Source organism: Nocardia sp. NBC_00416 (assembly GCF_036032445.1).
Taxonomy (GTDB): domain Bacteria; phylum Actinomycetota; class Actinomycetes; order Mycobacteriales; family Mycobacteriaceae; genus Nocardia.
Genome location: NZ_CP107932.1, coordinates 7,147,388 through 7,167,608, shown reverse-complemented (window position 1 = coordinate 7,167,608; position 20,221 = coordinate 7,147,388). Strand labels below are relative to the sequence as shown.

Here is a 20,221-nt window from a genome sequence, read left to right as displayed (position 1 = left end):
CGAACAGCCGCCGGCCGGACCCGGCGGTCCGGCCGGCGGTGGATCCTCAGCCCGCCTTGACGATCCGTGCGCGTGCGCCGCCGGTCAGATCGGCGGCGTCCGGCCCGGCGGGGCCGAATTCCAGTTCGACGGCCAGGATCTCCCGGGCGATCAGGTCGCGATGGGTGCGCGCCCATTCCTGCCGGTCGGCCGGCACCTCCAGTGTCGCGGCGATGCGATCGGAGACATCCAGGCCGAGCGATTTCCGGGTCTCCTGCAGGTCCCGGATGATGTCGCGGGCCCAACCCTCGGCTTCCAGTTCGTCGGTGACCACCGAGTCCAGCACCACCAGACCGGCGTTACCGGGCAGCGCCGCGGTGGATTCCGGTTCGGCGGCCACCAGCCGCTGGGTGTACTCCTCGGGCAGCAGATCGATCCCGGCCGCGCTGACCACCCCGTCGGCGTTCTCCGACCAGTCGCCCGCCTTGACCGCCTTGATCACCCGCTGCACATCCTTGCCGAGCCGGGGCCCGGCGGCACGCGCGTTGACCGCCAGTTCGAATCGGCCGTGCGCGGCGATATCGGTGGTCAGATCGACCTTCTTGACGTTCACCTCGTCGGCGATGATATCGGCGTAGGGCGCCAATCGCGCGGCATCGGGGGCGGCGATGGTGACCTCCGCCAACGGCAGCCGGACCCGCAGTTTCTGCGCCTTGCGCAGGCTCAGCACCGTCGAGCACACGCTGCGCGCCTCGTCCATCGCCGCGACCAACTCCGGATCCCGGGGCAGCGTCTCGGCATCGGGCCAGTCGGTCAGATGTACCGAACGCGCGCCGGTCAATCCGCGCCAGATCACTTCGGTGACGAGTGGCAACAGCGGAGCCGCCAGCCGGGTCACGACCTCCAGCACGGTGTGCAGGGTGTCGACGGCATCGCGTTCCTCGGACCAGAACCGCGAACGCGACCGGCGCACATACCAGTTGGTGAGCGCGTCGGCGAAGGTGCGCAGTTCTTCACAGGCCCCGGCGATATCGAGTTCCTGCAGGGCGTCGGTCATCACGTCCCGGGTATGGGCGAGTTTCGCCAGGATGTACCGGTCCAGCACATGCGGCGAATCCGTCCGCCACACTCCGGGCCGGTCGGCGTACAGCTGCAGGAATGTCCAGGCGTTCCACAGCGGCCGCAGGGCATGGCTCGCGCCCTCACGGATCCCGCGTTCGGTGACGATGAGGTTCCCGCCGCGCAACACCGGCGAGCTCATCAGGAACCACCGCATGGCATCGGAACCGTCCCGCTCGAACACCTCGTTGACATCGGGGTAGTTGCCCTTGGACTTGCTCATCTTCAGGCCGTCGTCGCCCAGCACGATGCCGTGGGCGACCACGTTCGAGAATGCCGGGCTGTCGAACAAGGCGGTCGACAGGACGTGCAGGTTGTAGAACCACCCGCGTGTCTGGCCGTTGTACTCGACGATGAAGTCGCCGGGGAAGTGCGTACCGAACCAGTCCTGGTTCTCGAACGGGTAGTGCACCTGGGCGAACGGCATGGAACCGGATTCGAACCAGCAGTCGAGCACTTCCGGCACCCGGCGCATGGTCGACCGTCCGGTCGGGTCGTCGGGATTGGGCCGGGTCAGTTCGTCGATCACCGGCCGGTGCAGATCGGTGGGCCGGACCCCGAAATCGCGTTCCAGCTCGTCCAGCGAGCCGTAGACGTCGACGCGGGGATACGCCGGATCGTCGGAGGTCCATACCGGGATGGGGCTGCCCCAGTAGCGGTTGCGGCTGATATTCCAGTCGCGGGCCCCTTCGAGCCACTTTCCGAACTGGCCGTCCCGGATATGTTCGGGCACCCAGTTGATCTGCTTGTTCAGCTCCACCATCCGATCACGGAACTCGGTCACCGCGACGAACCAGGACGGCACCGCCATATAGATCAGCGGCTGCCCGGAGCGCCAGCTGTGCGGATAGGAGTGCTCGACGGTTTCGTGCCGCAACAGTTTCCCGGCGGCCTTGAGGTCTTTGATGATGACGGGATTGGCATCGAACACCATGAGCCCCTCGTACGGGGGCACCATGGAGGTGAATTTGCCGCCTTGGTCGAGGGGCTGCACCAGCTCGATCCCGTTGGCGCTGCACACCTCCATATCCTCTTCACCGAACGCGGGCGCCATATGGACGAGCCCGGTGCCGGAGTCGGTGGCGACATAGTCCGCGGACAGCACCCGGTGCGCGCGCGGATGTCCGAGGAAGAAATCGAAGGGCGGCAGATAGTCCAGGCCGACGAGCGCGGCGCCGTCGTATTCGCCGAGCACCTCCGGTTCGTCACCGAGTTCGCGGGCATAGTGGCCGAGCCGTTCGGCGGCCAGGACGTACCTCTTGCCGTCGGCGCCGCGTACCTGCACATAGCGCACATCGGGGTGCACCGCGACGGCGAGGTTGGACGGCAGCGTCCACGGAGTGGTCGTCCAGATCAGGGCGGCGGCGCCGTCGAGTTCGGCCAGGGGATGGTCGGCCGGTACCCGCAGCACCATATCGACGGTGACCGCCGGGTCCTGCCGCATCTTGTAGGCGTCGTCGAGCCGGGTCTCCTGGTTCGACAGCGGCGTCTGCTCGTACCAGCTGTAGGGCAGCACCCGGAAACCCTGGTAGACCAAACCCTTGTCGTGGAGCGACTTGAACGCCCACATCACCGACTCCATGAAGTCGAGATCGAGTGTCTTGTAGTCGTTGTCGAAGTCCACCCAGCGCGCCTGACGGGTCACATAATCGCGCCATTCTCCGGTATAACGGAGCACCGATGTCCGGCACGCGGCATTGAATTCCGCGAGGCCCATCGAGTCGATCTGTGATTTGTCCGTGATACCGAGCTGCTTTTCCGCTTCGATTTCCGCCGGCAGGCCGTGACAGTCCCAGCCGAAACGTCGCTCGACCCGCTTACCGCGCATGGTCTGGAAACGTGGGATGACATCTTTTACGTATCCGGTGAGCAAATGTCCGTAATGCGGCAGACCGTTGGCAAACGGGGGGCCGTCGTAGAAGACGAACTCCGCTGCCTCCGCGCCGCGGTGGTCGATGCTGGCGCGGAACGTTCCGTCGGCGGCCCATGCGTCCAGGACGGCCCGCTCCAGTTCGGGGAAGGACATGCCGGACCCGCCGAGATCGACACGGGGGTATGCGCTGCTACTGGAATTCTCGTCCGCCATCGCGGATACACGTCTCCTCGTGCCCGGCGCGCCCGGATGGGCGCGGTGTGTCGGCACGGGGACGATCACCGGCGGGTGCGCCGGAACCGCGGTACCACCCCGCTTGTCCACCGGCCCGGCAGGCCGGGCGGACCTCTCGTTTCGAGCTGTGACGGGCTCGCCCGTTCGGTTCTAGTGAGCGTGCGCGGCAGGGACGAGCATCGCGCCGCGTGGCGCCGTTCTTCCGAAAGCTCCCCGGTGATGGCCGGATCGTCGCCGACTTACAGGTTTGATTCTAACCAGGACGGTCAACCACTTATACAGCCGCCCACGGAGCCGCACGACCCGCAGACCTTGGAAGGACGTTTTGGTTCTCGTTCGAATTTGTCGTCAGCGCTTCGCGTGCTGATCACGTGGCGGCAGTTCCTCATCGGGCGCGCGCATGGACAGCGCACTCACCAGCAACACCACAGCACCGAGCACGCAGACCACGATGCAGCCCCACGCCCAGATCACCGATCCGGTGGCGAGGGACAGGATCAGCAGCGCCAGACCGACCGCGGCCAGCGCCAGTGTCAAGACAAGCATGATGACCCCCAGAACAGCAGGCCGGGTGCCCGTTCGCTCCCAGCGGTATCGGGCGTTTACTCGCCTTTGCCGAACGACGCGGGGGCGAGCTGGTTGGCGCCGGTATCGAAGGAGTCACCCTCGTCGACCGGTACTGCCGAACCACGGTTCTCCAGCTCTTCGAGCTGCGATTCCAGATACGATTTCAACCGCACCCGATACTCGCGTTCGAAGGTTTTGAGCGTCTGGATCCGACTCTCCAGGACGTTGCGCTGCTGGGTGATGGTGCCCATGATCTCGGTGTGCTTGCGCTCGGCGTCGGCCTGCAGGGCGTCGGCCTTCTCCTTGGCCTGGCGCAGCTGGCTGTCCGAACGGGTCTGGGCGTCGGAGAGCATGGCGTCGGATTTGTGCCGCGCGTCGGCGACCATCTCCTCCGACCGCGCCCGAGCGTCGTTGACCAACCGCTCCGAATTGACCCGGGCGTTCGCCAGCAAATTCTCGGCTTCGGTCTTGGCGTCGCTGGTGAGTCGGTCGGCCATCTCCTGGGCCAAGCTCAGAACCTTGGCCGCCTGCATATTCGCGTCGGCCGCGGCATCGGCGGCGGACGGGGCGGGCGGAACCACGGGGATCGGCGCCGAAGGAGGCGCCTGGACCGGCGGTTTGATCGGTTCCGGAGGCGGGGCCTGCTGCACCGGTTTACCGAGCCCGGGCCCACCCGGACCGCGGCTGGTCTTGGCGTCGGCGAGCTCGGCGTCCAGTTCGGCAACCCGCTGGCGAAGGTCGGCGTTCTCCTCGATCAACCGGGAAAGTTCCTGCTCCACCAGATCCAGGAAGGCATCTACTTCGTCCTCGTTGTAGCCGCGTTTCCCGATAGGCGGTTTGCTGAACGCGACGTTGTGCACATCGGCTGGGGTCAGCGGCATGGAAGGATCCCTTCGCGCGTTGGCAGATCTAGCGGCTCTGGCAAGTCTTCACGGCCCATTCTGTCACACCGGAGCTACCGGCTGCCCGAGCCGGCTTACCACCGACATCAGGATGAAGACCAGGAACAGCAGAACCATAATCGACAAATCGAGCCGAATTCCGCCCAGCGAGATCGGCGGTATCAGCCGCCGCAGCAGCTTTACGGGGGGATCGGTGATGGTGAAGATCACCTCGAGTATCACGACAACCACCCCGGTGGGACGCCAGTCGCGGGCGAAGCTTCGGATGAACTCGACGATCACCCGGCTGATGAGCAACAGCCAGAAGATGAACAGTACGAAGTACAGCACCGCGAACAAGGCCACGACCTCACTCTGCCGCAAAATCGGCGCGGTGCAAAATGCCCGCGCCGACTCCGGCGATACCGCGTCACGCCGCCGACTCAGGCGCGGTGGCTATTTCTGGTTGTAGAACCCGGTTTCCGCGATCCGCCGGCGTTCCTCCGCCGATACGTCCACGTCGGCGGGCGAGAGCAGGAACACCTTGGTGGCGACCTTGTCGAACGAGCCACGCAGGGCGAAGGCCAGCCCGGCGGCGAAGTCGACCAGACGTTTGGCATCGGCATTGCTCAGGTCGACCAGGTCCATGATCACCGGGTTGCCCTCACGGAACCGCTCACCGATGATCGCGGCCTCGCTGTAGTCGCGCGGGCGCAGCGTGGTGATCTTGGACAAGGGACCTCCGTCCTCGAAGATCGCGGGACGGCGGGCGGCGACCGGTTCGGGACGGACCCGCTCGGCCAGCCGTCGCTCCTCGGCGTCGGGATCGACCGCCAGCGCTCCCCTGGTCGCGCCGCGCAGGGAGGCGCCGCCGCCCGGACGATACCGCCCCGAGGCGGCGGCGTCGATACGGGTGGGGCGGCGCGGCCCCTCGTAATCGTCGTCGTAGGCGTCGCCCGGGTAGTCGTCCCGGCGGGGCGCGGGGTAGCCGGGCTGGTACGAGGACTTGTACGGCGACTCGCGGTAGTCGGGGCCGTCGTAGCGGTCCTCGGCGTACCGGTCGTAGTCGGGACGATCGTCGTAGTCGCGGGGAGCGCGGTCGGAGTAGTCACGCGGCCGGCGCCCGCCGCGATCCTCCACCCCACGGGGGGTGCGATCGTCGACGTAGTCGTCTTCGTAATCCTCGAGCGGAACCATGCCGAAGTACGCCTTGAACTTGTGCAGCGTGCTCATGACTGCGCCTCGCTGTCGCTCGGCTCCGTCATGACCACGATGGTGGCTGCGTCGATTACTCGCTCGCTGCGCTCGCTCATTCTGGTCGACCTTCCTTCGGCCCCGGTGGCGGCCGGGTGTTGAAGTCTTGCTCAGCCCTCGTCGTGTCCCAGCATATGTGTCGAATGTGACTGATGAGGTTTGTTTGCTACGCCGAGGTTATCGGTCGCGTGCCCATGAGAGCGGTACCGACACGCACACACGTGGAACCATGGGCAATAGCCCTTTCAAGATCATCGGACATTCCGGCGGACAGTTCCGTGGCACCGGGATGCCGGGCGCGCAGACGGGTATGCAGTTCGGCCAGGCGGGCGAATTCCGCGTCCGGATCCGCGGCCTGCGGCGGAATAGCCATAAGCCCTGCTAAACGCAGTTCCGCCGTGTCCGCGATCGCGTCCGCCAGCGCCGGCACCGCGGCGGGCTCGACGCCGCCACGGGCAGGATCGGCATCGAGGCTCACCTGGATCAGCACCTCGAGCGGCGTATCCCGCTCACCGGCATCCCGGGCGGCCGCGGTGGCGGCCCCCAGCGCGGTCGCCAGACGTTCGCTGTCCACCGAATGCACCGAATGGGCCCACCGCACCACCTGTCGCGCCTTGTTCCGCTGCAGCCGGCCGATCAGATGCCACCGGATCCCGGTACCGATCGGCTCGGCGGCCTTCGCGGCGGCCTCCTGCGGGCGATTCTCCCCGAAGTCACGGCGGCCCAGACGATACAGCTCAGCGATATCGGTGGCGGGAAAATATTTGGTCACCGGCAGCAGTCGTACCTCGCCCGGATCCCGGCCGACAGCCGCACACGCTGCGTCGATGCGCGCGAGAAGGCGAGTCAGGTTAGCCGCCAGCTCCACAGCGCGAGCTGAAGTCCCGGCATCCGCGCCCGCGGTGTCCGGGACAGCCCGAGCCGGTTCGGCACGTCCCGCCGCGCCGGGCGGCACTTCACCGCAACACTCGGGAGCGCCGGAATCCGCTCGCCCACGCGCGGATCCGGGTCCGGATCGATCTCCCTGGCGTACCTCGTTCACGCCGTCGCGCCGATCCGGCTCCGCCGCAATACCTCTGCTGTCATCGGTCACTCTCCTCCTAAGCCCGACTACCCGCTTCTTCGCACCACATCCCCGGGGAACCCGACACACACGGCGACCGCACTCTCAGCGACACCCCGCGCGCCACCCGGGGAACCCACGGCTCACGCCGCGCCCGGCTCCATCCAGATGACGCTGCCGAGACGTCCGGTCGGCGCACCGCGACGATGACTGAAAAGCGCGGCGTCCTCGATGGTGCAGCGCGGATCCTCGGCGATCGCGGTGATACCCGCGGCGGTGAGCTGCCGACGGATCCCGGCGCGCAGATCGAGACCGGGCGTACCGCGGACAGTGGTGGTTGCGCTACCCGGTAGATGCTTTTCCACATCGGCGCGCATCGCGGCGGGCACCTCGTACTGGCGGCCGCTGGCCGCGGGGCCCAGCAGGGCCCCGATCCGATCGAGCCGGGCGCCTGCGGCGACCATCGCGTCGAGGACCCGGGGCACGATCCCGATCCGCGCCCCGATCCGTCCGGCGTGCACGGCGGCGACGACCCCCGCCTCGTCATCCGAGAGCAGTACGGGCACACAGTCGGCGGTCAGCACGACCAGTGCCAGCCCGCGCCTGGTGGTGACCAGCGCGTCGGTACCGGGGAACGGCTCGTCGCGGGGACCGTCCACTGTCGCCACCGTACGACCGTGGATCTGCTCCATCCAGATCACATGATCCGCGGGCAGGCCGAGAGTGTCGGCGAGCCGGGCACGGTTGCGCCGCACCGCCTCGGGATCGTCGCCCACGTGGTCGCCGAGATTGAACGAGTCGTAGGGCGGCGCGGAGAAACCCCCCGCGCGCGTGGTCACGACCCGTCGAACGGTGAGTACCGGTGCCGCTGTCATGCCCTCGAGCCTAGTGGCACTCCCATCCGGCGCCGGTGCCGCGCCCGCGCCGACCGGGTGCACCCGCGGGCACACCGAATCCGCGCAGGTGCACCGCCGGTCGACGAGCCGTGCCGACCAGCGGTTCAGCGGCGCATGAAATCCGGAACGTCGACATCGTCGTCGTCATCGTCGGGCAGGTCCGGCGGCGACTGGAGATGCGACCGGCCGCTGTGACTCAGCGTCGGATCCACCGGCGGCCGCGTGCGCTCGGTATCCCGGTAACTCGGTGCCGGACCGCGCGCAATGGACGAGCCCGGATCCGACGACCGTGGGGAGACCGGTTCCTCGGAATGGCCGCGGCCCGCACCGAGTTCGGCCGTACGCGACTGCCCGAGTTCGGCGGTCCGCGACTGGGCGGAGATCTCGGCGGTCCGCCCGGAGCCGAGCGAACCCCGCGTGGTCGCCGCGTCGAAGGTACGCCGCGCCGGACCGCCGCCGTCGAATCCCGCGGCGATCACGGTGACCCGCACCTCGTCGCCGAGCGAATCGTCGATGACCGTACCGAAGATGATGTTGGCCTCGATATGCGCGGCTTCCTGCACCAGGGACGCGGCCTCGTTGATCTCGAACAGGCCGAGATCCGAACCACCGGCGATCGAGAGCAGCACCCCGTGCGCGCCGTCCATGGACGCTTCCAGCAGGGGCGAATTGATCGCCGCCTCGGCCGCTTTGACCGACCGCCCCTCGCCGCGCGACGATCCGATCCCCATGAGCGCGCTGCCGGCCCCCGACATCACGCTCTTGACGTCCGCGAAGTCGACGTTGATCAGGCCCGGGGTGGTGATCAGGTCGGTGATGCCCTGGACACCGTTCAGGAGCACCTCGTCGGCCGACCGGAAAGCGTCCATGAGGCTTACCGCGGCATCGCCGAGTTGCAGCAGCCGATCGTTGGGAATGACGATCAGGGTGTCGCAGGATTCGCGCAGCAGGTTGATCCCGACCTCGGCCTGGTTACCGCGCCGCTTGCCCTCGAAGGAGAACGGGCGGGTGACCACACCTATGGTCAGCGCGCCCAGTTTCCGCGCGATACTGGCCACGACGGGAGCGCCGCCGGTACCGGTACCGCCGCCCTCGCCCGCGGTCACGAAGACCATATCGGCGCCCTTGAGCACCTCTTCGATCTCGTCCTTGTGGTCCTCGGCGGCCTTACGGCCGACCTCGGGGTCGGCGCCCGCGCCGAGTCCCCGGGTGAGCTCCCGCCCGACATCGAGCTTCACGTCGGCATCGCTCATCAGCAGTGCCTGGGCGTCGGTGTTCACCGCGATGAACTCGACACCCTTGAGACCCTGCTCGATCATTCGGTTGACGGCGTTCACGCCGCCGCCGCCGATACCGACGACCTTGATCACGGCAAGGTAGTTGTGCGGGGGCGTCATGAGCTCTCGCCTTCCTTCGATCCAAAGTCTGTCGTTTTCGGATGACCGGTGCCGATCCACGGGACAGCTGACCGTGGACCGCGATCCGGGCAAACCCTGAACCTCAACCATAGGGTTGGAGTTATGTCAAGTATCCGACTGGTGCGGAACGCTATTCGCCGCCGTCGCGATCCGCTCGCAGGCGCGCCGAGACGAAAACCAGTTTCTTCTGCGAACTTGCTTCTACCAAGACCGCACCCGTCGTATCGTGAACGGTTGCCTCGTGGCCCGCACCCACATCGTGGGACGCCCCCTGCCCCCGCCGTACCCGGTCGCCGGGCCGAAGCCCTGAGACGAGGCGAGGCATCGAACCCGACAGGGTCGAACCGAACAAGATTGCTGGAAGTCATTTTACCGTCACCAGACTGGGACTCGAGACGTCGAACACGGTTCCCGGACGAGTCAGCAGCGGCAGCACCACCGCCGATTTGCGTTCGCCGTCCTCGCTGCTGCCCCACAGTACCGTGCGACCGTCGCGCAGTGTCAGCGAAATATTCGACGCGCCCTCGGCGTGCACGGTTTCCACCTGCGCCTCCAGTTCCGGCGGCAGCACCGTCGCCACCGTGACCGCGGCCCGGGTGAGGGCGTCGGCCCCACTCGGACTGGCGGTGCGCAACTTCGGAACTCCGATCGGCGCGGGCTCGATGGCGTACTCGATCCCGCCGGCGTCCAGCAGATGGGCGCCCTCGGGAGTGTCGTAGTACAGCACCGGAGCTCGTTCCTCGATCCGCACCCGCACCGTCGACGGCAGCACCCGCTGCACCCGCGCACTGCGGACCTTCGGCATGGTCGCCACCCGCGCGGCCATCGCGGCCGTATCTATCCGCAGAATCGAACCCGTCGCCGGAACCTGTAGCAGCTCGCGGATCTCGTCCTCCGGTATCGCGCCCGCCCCTTCGATCCGCACCTCGCGGACCGACATCAGCGGCGTGAACCAGGCGAGCGCGACCAGTGTGATCAACACGGCGAGCGCGGGCAACGCCCACAGCCGGTAACGCCGCAATCCGCCCACCCCGAATCGTCGCGCCCCGGACCGCAACGCGCCTCACCGCCCGTACTGCGGACGCGCGCGTAGTCCGTCCAGGATCTGGCTGCCGAGCATCGTGACATCGCCCGCGCCCATCGTGATCACCACATCGCCGGGCTGCGCCAAACCGGCCACCTGCCGGCCCACCCTGGACATATCCGGCTGGTAGTGCACGGGTTTGCCGACCGACTGGGCGACCAGCGCGCCGTTGACCCCAGGCAACGGCTCCTCCCGGGCCCCGTACACATCGAGCACCACCACTTCGTCGGCCAGATCCAGCGCGGCGCCGAATTCGGCCGCGAAAGTCGCGGTGCGGCTGTACAGATGCGGCTGGAAGACCACTATCACCCGGCCCCGGCGCGACAGCGCACCGTCGCGTGCCTCCTGCTCGACCAGTTCGGCGGCGGCGCCGAGCACCGCCCGGACCTCGGTGGGATGGTGGGCGTAGTCGTCGAAGACCCGGACCCGATTCTCCCGGCCCACGAACTGGAACCGCCGGTGCACACCGCCGAAACTCTCCAGCCCCTGGATTATCTCGTCCACATCGGCGCCGGCCGCCCGCGCGGCCAGCAGCGCGGCCAGCGCGTTGAGCGCCATATGCCGGCCCGGCACCGACAGCCGCAGGGTGCGCGGCGCGGGTTCGCCGTCGAGTTGGAACTGCGCGATACCGCCGACATCCCGTGGTTCCCAGCTGTAGAGCCGCACACCCACGGGAACCGGCGCGTCGGGCAGCTCCCCCGAGCCGTAGCCGAGAACCCGGACACCGCGGGCGGCCAGCCGCTGCCCGGTCCTTTCCGCCAGCGCCCGCGCCCCCGGATCGTCCAGGCACACCACCAGCAGTCCGCCGTCGGCCAACCGGTCGGTGAAATCGTCGAACACCTGGGTATAGGCCTCGTCGGACCCGAAGAAATCCAGATGATCGGATTCGATATTGGTGACGACCGCGACATCCGGGTCGTACTGCAGCAGCGAGCCGTCGCTCTCATCGGCCTCGGCGACGAAGATATCGCCGCTGCCGTGATGGGCGTTGGTGCCCGCCTCGTTGAGTTCGCCGCCCACCGCGAACGACGGGTCCAGCCCGCAGTGCTGCAGCGAGACGATCAGCATCGAAGTGGTGGAGGTTTTGCCGTGCGTCCCCGACACGAGCAGAGTGCGATGGCCGCTCATCAGTGCGGCCAGGACGGTCGGCCGCAGCAGCACCGGGATATCGCGGCGATGCGCCTCCACCAGTTCGGGATTGGTCTTCGGGATGGCGGCGTAGGTCGTCACCACCACCGTCGGGCCGCCGGGCAGCAGGTCCAGCGCTCCGGCATCGTGGCCGATGCGCACCTGCGCGCCCCGCGCCCGCAACGCGAGCACACCACGGCTCTCCTTGGCGTCGGAGCCGGAGACCGCGCCGCCGCGCGACAGCAGAATACGAGCGATCCCCGACATTCCGGCGCCGCCGATGCCGACCATGTGCACCCGGGCCAGTTCCGGCGGCAGCGCGCCGGGCCCCGTCTCGGGTGCGGTCACCTGTTCCCCGTTCACCGGCCCGCCGCCCGCAACACGATCCGCGCGACCTCGTCGGCGGCGTCGCGGTGGCCGGCGCCGGCGGCGGCGCGGCCCATCTCGGCAATGCGTGCTGGTTGCGTGAGCAGCGGTATCACCTCGTCGATCACATATTTCGGGGACAGTTCGGAGTCGGGAACGATTCTGCCACCACCGGCCGCGACGACGGGTCGGGCATTGAGTTCCTGTTCGCCGTTTCCGTGCGGCAACGGCACATACACCGCGGGCAGCCCCACCGCCGACACTTCGGCGACGGTCATCGCCCCGGAGCGGCAGACCACCGCGTCGGCCGCGGCGTAGGCGAGGTCCATCCGGGAGAGATAGGGCACGGCCACGTAGGGGGCGGCGGGGTCGACGGACACGACGTCGAGAGTGTTCTTCGGGCCGTGCGCGTGCAGCACCGAGATTCCGGCGGCGGCCAGTTGCGGCGCGGCGCCGGAGATCGCGTCATTGAGCGAGCGCGCACCCTGGGAACCGCCGAACACCAACAGCACCGGACCATCGGTGGGCAATCCGAAATGCGCACGGGCCTGCGCGCGCAACCCGGCCCGGTCGAGTGAGGTGATCGCGGAGCGCACCGGGATGCCGACGATATCGGCGGCGAGCCCGGAATCCGGTACTGCCGCGAGTACCCGGGCCGCGCGCCGGGCGCCGACCTTGTTGGCGATACCCGCTTTCGCATTCGCTTCGTGGACCACCACCGGCACCGCACGGCGCCGCCGCCGCAGGCCGCGGCCCGCGGCGAGATACGCGGGCAGCGCCACATACCCACCGAACCCGACGATCACATCGGCCTCGACCGCATCGATGATCTCGCGCGTCCGGGTCACCGACGCCCGGATCCGGCTCGGCAGGCGCAGCAGATCCGCGCTGGGTTTGCGCGGTAACGGCACCGGCGGAATCAGTTCGAGGGGGTAGCCGCGTTCGGGCACCAGGGTCGTCTCCAGACCGCGCCGAGTCCCCAGCGCGGTCACCCGGATTCCGGGATCGAGCCGTCGCAGCGCATCGGCCACGGCCAAGGCCGGTTCGATATGCCCGGCGGTGCCGCCGCCCGCGACGATCACCGATATCCCGTCCGCGCGCCGCGCCGTGTGCTCGTTGGCGGACTGAGGTGCGCTCACCTGTTTCTTCCCCGTTCTCGTGCGTGTGTCACCGAATAGCTGGGTTCCCAGGCCCGGGTGGCCCGCAGGGTGTCGGTGCCCCTGCTGTTGGCCCGCGACCGGGCGCGCGGCTCGTCCCGGTCCCGGGGCTGATCGCGCGCCGGGCGGCGGGCGGGCCCTTGGTCACGGGCCGGCGCGGCGGCGCGGACCCGAGCCGGATGGTAGACCTCGGGTTTGGGCAGCCGCAGCAGCCGGCTGACCCGCCCGTCCTGTCCGGCGTGCAGCGCCGCCACCGCCTCGGGTTCGTGCCGGGCCGCATTGGCGATGACGCCGAACATCAGCAGGGTGAGCGCCAGCGAGGAACCGCCCGCCGATACCAGCGGCAGCTGCAACCCGGTGACCGGCAGCAGACCGACCACATACCCGATGTTGATCAGCGCCTGGCCGGTGATCCAGGTCGTGGCGGTCGCGGTGAGCAAACGCAGGAAGGGGTCCACCGAACGGGCCGCGATCCGCAGGCCGGTGTAGACGAACAACGCGAACAGGCCCAGCACCAGCGCACAACCCAGGAAACCGAGTTCCTCACCGATGATGGCGAAGATGAAATCGTTGTGTGAGTTGGGCAGATAGCTCCATTTGGCCCGGCTCTGCCCGAGGCCCCGGCCCCACAGCCCGCCGTCGGCGAGCGAGTACATCGCCTGACGGGCCTGATAGTTGATGCCCTGCGGGTCGTCGGCGGGATTGAAGAACGCGCGCATCCGGTCGGAGCGGTACCCGGCCGAGAGTGCCAGCGCCAGGGCGGCGATCGCGCCCGAGGCCAGAATCGCGACGAACAACCGCACCGGCAGACCGCCGAACCACAGCAGGGCCAGCAGCACGATGCCGAGCGCGATGGTGGTGGACAGGTTCGGCTGCAAGACGATGAGCAAGCAGACGATCAGACCCGCGGGCACGAGCGGAACCAGAAGGTTCTTCAAACCGCCCGGATCATTGGCCGCACGCCCCGCGGCCCGCCGCGAGATGAGCAGATGGGCGCCCCACACCACGAACGTCACCTTCACCAGCTCCGAGGGCTGGACCGAGAAGAGTCCCAGATCGATCCAGCGGCGGGCGCCGTTGACGGTACTGCCGACGCCCGGGATCAGCACCAGCACCAGCAGCAGCACCGAGAGCGCGAACACCGGAAAAGACGCCTGCCGCAACCGCCGGAACGGTATCCGCAACGCCAGATAGAACAGCACCGCACCGACCAGCGCGTACATCATCTGCTGCATGAACAGCGAATAGGCCGAACCACCGTCGGCATAGGACTCCACGCTCGACGCCGACAACACCATCACCAGACCCAGCACGGTGAGCAGAGTGGCGATGGTGACGACCAGATGGAACGAGGCCAGCGGCCGCGCCAGCCAGGCGCCGAATCGGCCCACCTGAACCTGCCGCGTACCGCGTGCTCTCATAACCGCCGCCCGAGGTCCTCGTCCTTCAGGTCCTCGACCGCGGCGGCGAAGCTGCGACCGCGGTGGGTGTAATCGGTGAACATGTCCAGTGAGGCGGCCGCCGGCGCCAACAGCACGGTATCGCCCGGTCCGGCGAACGCCGCCGCCTCCCGCACCGCGCGGTCCATGACCGCGTCGGCGATATCGGTGTTCGGCGTGCCGGTGATCGCTTCGTCCATCGCTGCCTGCCCCATCCCGGCATGATCCCGCGTATCCAACTCGACCACGGGGACTTCCGGCGCGTGTCGCGCCAGCGCGGCCGCGATGACCGGAGCGTCGACACCGAACAGCACGACCGCGATCAGCCGCTCAGCGACCTCCTCCACCAGATCCTCGACCCCAGCGCCCTTGAGCTGACCACCGGCCAGCCAGACGACCTGCTGATGGGCGAGGATCGACGATCGCGCCGCGTGGGGGTTGGTGGCCTTGGAATCGTCGATGAACTCGACCCCGCCCAGTTCCCGAACCAGCGCCGACCGATGCGGTCCGACCTTGTGCTCGATCAGTCCTTCCCGGACGAACTGCGGCGCCACATCGATCGCCCGCGTCAACGCCGCGGCGGCCAGCGCGTCGGCGATGCCGGCCGGCCCGGGTGGGCTGATCTCCTTGGCCTCGGCGAGGATCGCGGCCTTGGTGAAGGCGCGGTCCAGCAGTTTGCCGTCGACCACACCGAGTTCACCGTCGGCCGGTACCCCGATCCGGAATCCGATGGTGCGGCGGGCCTTCGACCGCCGCGCCAGGCTGGCGGCCACCGGATCGTCGAGCCCGACCACGCCTACCCGCCCCAGCAGCGCCCGCGATTTCGCGGCCGCGTAGGCGTCGAGCCCGCCGTGCCAGTCCAGGTGATCCTCGGCCACGTTCAGCACCACTCCGGCTTCCGGACGCACCGACGGCGCCCAGTGCAGCTGGAACGACGACAGCTCCACGGCCAGTACCTGCGGCCCCGGATTGCGGCGCAGCGCGTCGAGGATCGGCAGCCCGATATTGCCGCAGGCGACACTGGGGACACCGGCGGCGCGCAGAATGGAATGGGTCATCGACGTGGTCGTGGTCTTACCGTTGGTTCCGGTGACCACCAGCCATTTACGGACGGGACCGTAGATCCGGGCCTGGTCCACCCACCACGCGAACTCGACGTCGCCCCAGACCGGGATGCCCTCGGACACCGCCGAGGCCAGGACCGGGGAGTCCGGTCGCCAGCCGGGGCTCGTGATCACCAGCGCGAACCGCGACCAATCGGTTCGCGCCAGATCGGCCGCGGGCGCGATATCCAACCCCAGTTCGGCGGCTTCGGCCAGGGCCGCGGCCCCGCTGTCGGTGACCACCGGACGGGCTCCGATATCGCGCAGCGGAGTGATCAGCGAACGACCCGAGACGCCCCACCCCGCGACCAGCACATCACGGCCGCGTAGGAATTCCAACATCGGACCCGGTGAACGCAGGGCCCGCGGCGCATGTTCCTCCATCGTCAGCTCACCCGACCGCGGAGAGATATTCGCTGTAGAACAACGAGAGTCCGGCTGCCGAGGCTATCGCTGCCAGCAGCCAGAACCTGATGATCACCGTAGTCTCCGCCCATTTGCTCAGCTCGAAATGATGATGGAACGGCGCCATCTTGAACAACCGGTTGCGGGTGGTCCGGAAAACCGCCACCTGCAGCACCACCGAGGCCGCCTCGGCGACGAACAGCGCACCGATGACGACCATCAGCAGCTCGGTCCGGGTGGTGATGGACAGCCCGGCGAGCAGACCGCCGAGCGCCAGGGATCCGGTATCGCCCATGAATATCTTGGCGGGCGCGGCGTTCCACCACAGGAATCCGATACACGCGGCGGTACCCGCGGCGCAGACCAGCGCCAGATCCAGCGGGTCGCGCACGTTGTAACAGCCGGTCTCGGGTTTGGTCTCGCAGGAGTGGTAGTACTGCCAGAAGGTGATGACGACGTAGCCGCCCATCACCAGGCTCATGGATCCGGCAGCCAGTCCGTCCAGACCGTCGGTCAGGTTCACCGCGTTCGACCAGGCGACGACGATGAGGCAGACGAAGGCCAGGAACACCACCACGCTCATGGAGACGGTGTTGATATCGCGCACATAGGACAGTTGCCGGCTGGCCGGGGAAAGTCCGCTGCCCCCCGGGAACTGCAGCGCCAGTACACCGAAGACGACCGCCGCGGTGATCTGTCCCAGGTATTTGCCCGCGGCGGTGAGACCCAGGTTGCGACCCTTGCGGATCTTGATGAAATCGTCGATGAAACCGACCACGCCCAGCGCGGTGGCCAGACCCAGCACCAAGAGCGCCGAGGCCGTGGGTCCCTCGGCGTCGTAGCCGATCCCGATCAGATGGGAGCCGAGGTAGCCGGCCCACATACCGATGATGATCGCCACCCCGCCCATGGTGGGTGTACCGCGTTTGGACTGATGGCTGGCCGGACCGTCGACCCGTATCTCCTGACCGAAACCCTGCCGGGCGAATATCCGGATCAGCAAAGGGGTCAACAGGATCGACACCGTCAGTGCGATCGCCGCCGCGAACAAGATCTGTCTCATCGCACTGCCTCCGTGCTCACCCCGTCGGCGGCGCCGGCGCCGCCGGATGCCGGTGTGCCGGCACCCGTGTCCTTCTCACCCACGGCCAGCAGTTGTTCCGCCACCGCCCACAGGCCGACCGATTGCGATGCCTTCACCAGCACCACGTCGCCCGCGCCGACTTCGGCGTCGAGCAGTTCAACGGCCGCTTCGATATCCGGGACGAGCACCGACTCCTCACCCCATGAGCCTTCCATGACCGCTCCCTGGTGCATGCCCCGGGAGGGTCGTCCGGTGCCGACGACGATGAGCCGGTCCACATCCAGGCGGACCGCGAGGCGCCCGATACCGTCGTGCTCCACCACCGATTCCGGGCCGAGTTCGGCCATTTCGCCGAGAACCGCCCAGCTCCGCCGGGGCGTGTCGCCGGACCGGGCCATGGTGACCAGCGCTTTCAGCGCGGCCCGCATGGAATCCGGATTGGCGTTGTAGGAATCGTTGATCACCGTGACCCCCGCCCCGCTGGTGCGGACGTCCATCCGCCGCGCCGACGCCGCGCGGGCGCCGGAGAGCGCCGCGACGACGGTGTCCAGATCGGCACCGCATTCCAGCGCCACCGCGGCCGCCGACAGCGCATTACCGACCTGGTGTTCTCCGTGCACGGCGAGTGTCACCGGGCGGTCGCCGAGCGGCGTGTGCAGCGTGAACGATGCCCGCGCCTCATCGTCGAGGGTGGTCCCGGTGGCCCGGATCCGCGCGCCGGCGGAGTGCCCAACCGTCACCACCCTGGCCTCGGTTCGCGCCGCCATCGCGCTGACCTGCGCATCGTCGGCGTTCAATACCGCCAGACCGGTCGCCGGCAGAGCTTCGACGAGTTCGCCCTTGGTTTTGGCGATCGCTTCGCGGCTGCCGAACTCACCCAGATGCGCCGTGCCGACGTTGAGCACCACTCCGATACTCGGGGGCGCCACCCGGGCGAGCGCCGCGATATGCCCCGGCCCCCGGGCCGATAGTTCCAATACCAGGAAGCGGGTCGAGGGATCAGCGCGCAGAGCGGTCCACGGATGACCCAGTTCGTTGTTGAAGGATCCGGGCGGGGCCACCACCGGGCCGAGCGGCGCGAGCACCGCCGCCAGCAGATCTTTGGTCGACGTCTTACCCGACGATCCGGTGACGCCGACCACGGTCAGCCCGCCGGCCGCGACCAGGCGCGAAACGCTCTCCCGTGCCAGCGCGGCCAGCGCGGTCAGCACGGCGGCGCCCGCCCCGGTCAAATCATGGCTCAGCGCAAGCGAATTCGACGGCACCGATTCCGGTGCGGGCTCGACGACGATGGCGGGTACGCCCACCGGCCGGGCGGCCAGCACCGCGACCGCACCCGCTTCGATCGCCGCGGCCGCGTAGTCGTGGCCGTCGACGCGCTCGCCGGGCAGCGCGAGGAAGATGTCCCCGGGACCGACGCGGCGCGAATCGAATTCGACCGATCCGGTCACCCTCACCTCCGGGTCACCGAGGTCGTGCAGCTGTCCGCCCACGACCTCGGCGATATCCCGCAGTGTCATTTCGATCATGAAACTGTCAAGTCCTCCGCGCCGTTCGGCCACGAACCGTTGTCCGCGTCCCCGGAACTGTGCCGCAATGTCGAATCGATCGCGGCCGCGAGCACCTCGCGGTCGTCGAACGGATATTTCACCCCGTTGATCTCCTGCCCTACCTCGTGGCCTTTCCCCGCCACCAGCACCACATCACCGGCGTTCGCCCAGCCGACAGCCGCCTCGATGGCCGCTGTCCGGTCACCGATGTCGCGGACCTCGCCGCACTGCTCCTCCGAAACGCTGCGCGCGCCCGCGATCAGCGCGGCACGGATCGCGGCCGCGTCCTCGGAACGCGGATTGTCGTCGGTGACGATCAGCAGATCCGCCCCGCGCGCGGCGGCCGCGCCCATCAACCCGCGCTTTCCGGTGTCCCGATCGCCGCCCGCGCCGACCACCACCGCCAGCCTGCCCCGGCTCCCCGCGTCGGCCAGATGGGTGCGCAGGGTGGAGATGACCGACTCTACGGCGGCCGGTTTGTGCGCGTAGTCCACCAGAGCCAGGAACTCCTGCCCCCGCTCCACCCGCTGCATGCGGCCGGGCACATCCACCGCGGCCAGCGCGGGCCCGGCGGTCGCCGGCGCGACTCCCGCGGCCGCGCAGATCGCGAGTGCGAGCAAGCCGTTGGCGACGTTGTAGTCACCGGGGAGCCGCAACCGGACGACGGTGTCGCCCTGCGGCCCGGCCGCGGTGAATTCCTGTTCGCCGCTGTGCGCGCGGGCCGGGCCGGTCAGCGACCAATCCGCCGACTCGGTCGTCGAGACCCGCACCGGCGCGGCCAGGCCGTCGGCCAGGCGACGTCCCCACGCGTCGTCCACGCACACCACCGCGGTACGGGCGGCCACCGGCGATTCGGGCTCGAACAGCCGGCGCTTGGCGGCGAAATAGTCCTCGAAATCGGCGTGGAAATCCAGATGGTCCTGCGACAAGTTGGTGAACGCGCCCACCGCGAACCGCACCCCGTCGACCCGGCCCAGCGCCAGCGCGTGGCTGGACACCTCCATCACCACCGCGTCCACACCCTGCTCCACCATGAGCGCGAACATGGCGTGCAGTTGCGGAGCCTCCGGGGTGGTGAGCGCGCTCGGAACGCGCCGGCCGCCGATCCGGGTCTCGATGGTGCCGATCAGAGCCGTGGACAGGCCGCCCGCGGCCAGACCCGCCTCCACCAGATACGAGGTGGTGGTCTTACCGGAGGTGCCGGTGATCCCGATGATCCGCAACCGCTGCGACGGCTGACCGTAGATCACCGCGGACAGCTCGCCGAGGATCGCGCGCGGATTCTCACGCACCAGGACCGGCACCGGGAGTTCACCCGCGAGCTCGGCGCCCGCGGCATCGGTGAGTACGGCGACCGCGCCCCGGCGCACAGCGTCCGCGGCGAACCGCGCGCCGTGCGCACGGGCACCCGGTAACGCGGTGAACAGGTCACCGGGTAACACCGCGTCGGAGCGCTGTTCTATCCCGGTGACGAGCAGGTCGGGGGCGACCGGCGGCCGAGATTCGGCGTCGATCAGATCCAGCAGGTCGGGCAGCGGGGTCGACAGCGGCCGGGCCGGCCGCAGCGCGTGCTGGCTGGACTGCGCGGGCACAGGGTTCCTCTCTGCGTGATGGAGCGCGG

The 20,221-nt window shown here is 68.6% G+C and carries 16 protein-coding genes; all 16 read right to left on the bottom strand.

Going from position 1 to position 20,221, the window contains the following annotated elements; all coding sequences use genetic code 11:
* Window positions 1-46 precede the first annotated feature (46 nt).
* Window positions 47-3,184, bottom strand: coding sequence for an isoleucine--tRNA ligase (gene ileS / locus OG804_RS31215; protein WP_328392215.1), 3,138 nt, complete (start codon window positions 3,182-3,184; stop codon window positions 47-49).
* 369 nt (window positions 3,185-3,553) lie between these two features.
* Window positions 3,554-3,751 (bottom strand): hypothetical protein, encoded by a 198-nt coding sequence (locus tag OG804_RS31210; RefSeq protein ID WP_328392214.1) that lies wholly within the window; start codon window positions 3,749-3,751, stop codon window positions 3,554-3,556.
* Window positions 3,752-3,807: 56 nt separating this feature from the next.
* Window positions 3,808-4,653, bottom strand: coding sequence for a DivIVA-like cell division protein Wag31 (gene wag31, locus OG804_RS31205; protein WP_328392213.1), 846 nt, complete (start codon window positions 4,651-4,653; stop codon window positions 3,808-3,810).
* A gap of 63 nt (window positions 4,654-4,716) precedes the next feature.
* The gene (locus OG804_RS31200) at window positions 4,717-5,019 is read right to left on the bottom strand and encodes a YggT family protein (protein ID WP_328392212.1); all 303 of its coding nucleotides are present in this window, start codon (window positions 5,017-5,019) and stop codon (window positions 4,717-4,719) included.
* Window positions 5,020-5,109: 90 nt separating this feature from the next.
* A complete protein-coding gene (locus OG804_RS31195; protein WP_328392211.1) occupies window positions 5,110-5,886 on the bottom strand; it encodes a cell division protein SepF in 777 nt (258 codons plus the stop codon).
* Window positions 5,887-6,073: 187 nt separating this feature from the next.
* Complete coding sequence (locus tag OG804_RS31190) at window positions 6,074-6,775, bottom strand: YggS family pyridoxal phosphate-dependent enzyme (protein WP_328392210.1); 702 nt, start codon at window positions 6,773-6,775, stop codon at window positions 6,074-6,076.
* A gap of 338 nt (window positions 6,776-7,113) precedes the next feature.
* Window positions 7,114-7,845: a peptidoglycan editing factor PgeF gene (gene pgeF, locus OG804_RS31185; RefSeq protein WP_328392209.1), complete on the bottom strand. Its 732-nt coding sequence runs from the start codon at window positions 7,843-7,845 to the stop codon at window positions 7,114-7,116.
* Between the two features lie 125 nt (window positions 7,846-7,970).
* Window positions 7,971-9,263: a cell division protein FtsZ gene (gene ftsZ, locus OG804_RS31180; RefSeq protein ID WP_328392208.1), complete on the bottom strand. Its 1,293-nt coding sequence runs from the start codon at window positions 9,261-9,263 to the stop codon at window positions 7,971-7,973.
* Window positions 9,264-9,648: 385 nt separating this feature from the next.
* Window positions 9,649-10,314, bottom strand: coding sequence for a cell division protein FtsQ/DivIB (locus tag OG804_RS31175; protein WP_328392207.1), 666 nt, complete (start codon window positions 10,312-10,314; stop codon window positions 9,649-9,651).
* A gap of 33 nt (window positions 10,315-10,347) precedes the next feature.
* Entirely contained in the window at window positions 10,348-11,787 is a 1,440-nt protein-coding gene (gene murC, locus OG804_RS31170; protein ID WP_328398865.1) for a UDP-N-acetylmuramate--L-alanine ligase, read from the bottom strand.
* 68 nt (window positions 11,788-11,855) lie between these two features.
* Window positions 11,856-13,001 carry an undecaprenyldiphospho-muramoylpentapeptide beta-N-acetylglucosaminyltransferase gene (gene murG / locus OG804_RS31165; protein ID WP_328392206.1) on the bottom strand — a complete coding sequence of 382 codons (1,146 nt, stop codon included), beginning with the start codon at window positions 12,999-13,001 and terminating at the stop codon, window positions 11,856-11,858.
* Window positions 12,998-14,440: a putative lipid II flippase FtsW gene (gene ftsW / locus OG804_RS31160; protein WP_328392205.1), complete on the bottom strand. Its 1,443-nt coding sequence runs from the start codon at window positions 14,438-14,440 to the stop codon at window positions 12,998-13,000. Before ftsW ends, murG begins: the two co-directional genes overlap by 4 nt.
* The gene (gene murD / locus OG804_RS31155) at window positions 14,437-15,903 is read right to left on the bottom strand and encodes a UDP-N-acetylmuramoyl-L-alanine--D-glutamate ligase (RefSeq protein ID WP_328398863.1); all 1,467 of its coding nucleotides are present in this window, start codon (window positions 15,901-15,903) and stop codon (window positions 14,437-14,439) included. Before murD ends, ftsW begins: the two co-directional genes overlap by 4 nt.
* Window positions 15,904-15,952: 49 nt before the next feature.
* On the bottom strand, window positions 15,953-17,029 hold the full coding sequence (gene mraY, locus OG804_RS31150; protein ID WP_328392204.1) for a phospho-N-acetylmuramoyl-pentapeptide-transferase: 1,077 nt from the start codon (window positions 17,027-17,029) through the stop codon (window positions 15,953-15,955).
* Complete coding sequence (locus OG804_RS31145; protein WP_328392203.1) at window positions 17,026-18,579, bottom strand: UDP-N-acetylmuramoyl-tripeptide--D-alanyl-D-alanine ligase; 1,554 nt, start codon at window positions 18,577-18,579, stop codon at window positions 17,026-17,028. Before OG804_RS31145 ends, mraY begins: the two co-directional genes overlap by 4 nt.
* A complete protein-coding gene (locus OG804_RS31140; protein ID WP_328392202.1) occupies window positions 18,576-20,192 on the bottom strand; it encodes a UDP-N-acetylmuramoyl-L-alanyl-D-glutamate--2,6-diaminopimelate ligase in 1,617 nt (538 codons plus the stop codon). Before OG804_RS31140 ends, OG804_RS31145 begins: the two co-directional genes overlap by 4 nt.
* Window positions 20,193-20,221 lie beyond the last annotated feature (29 nt).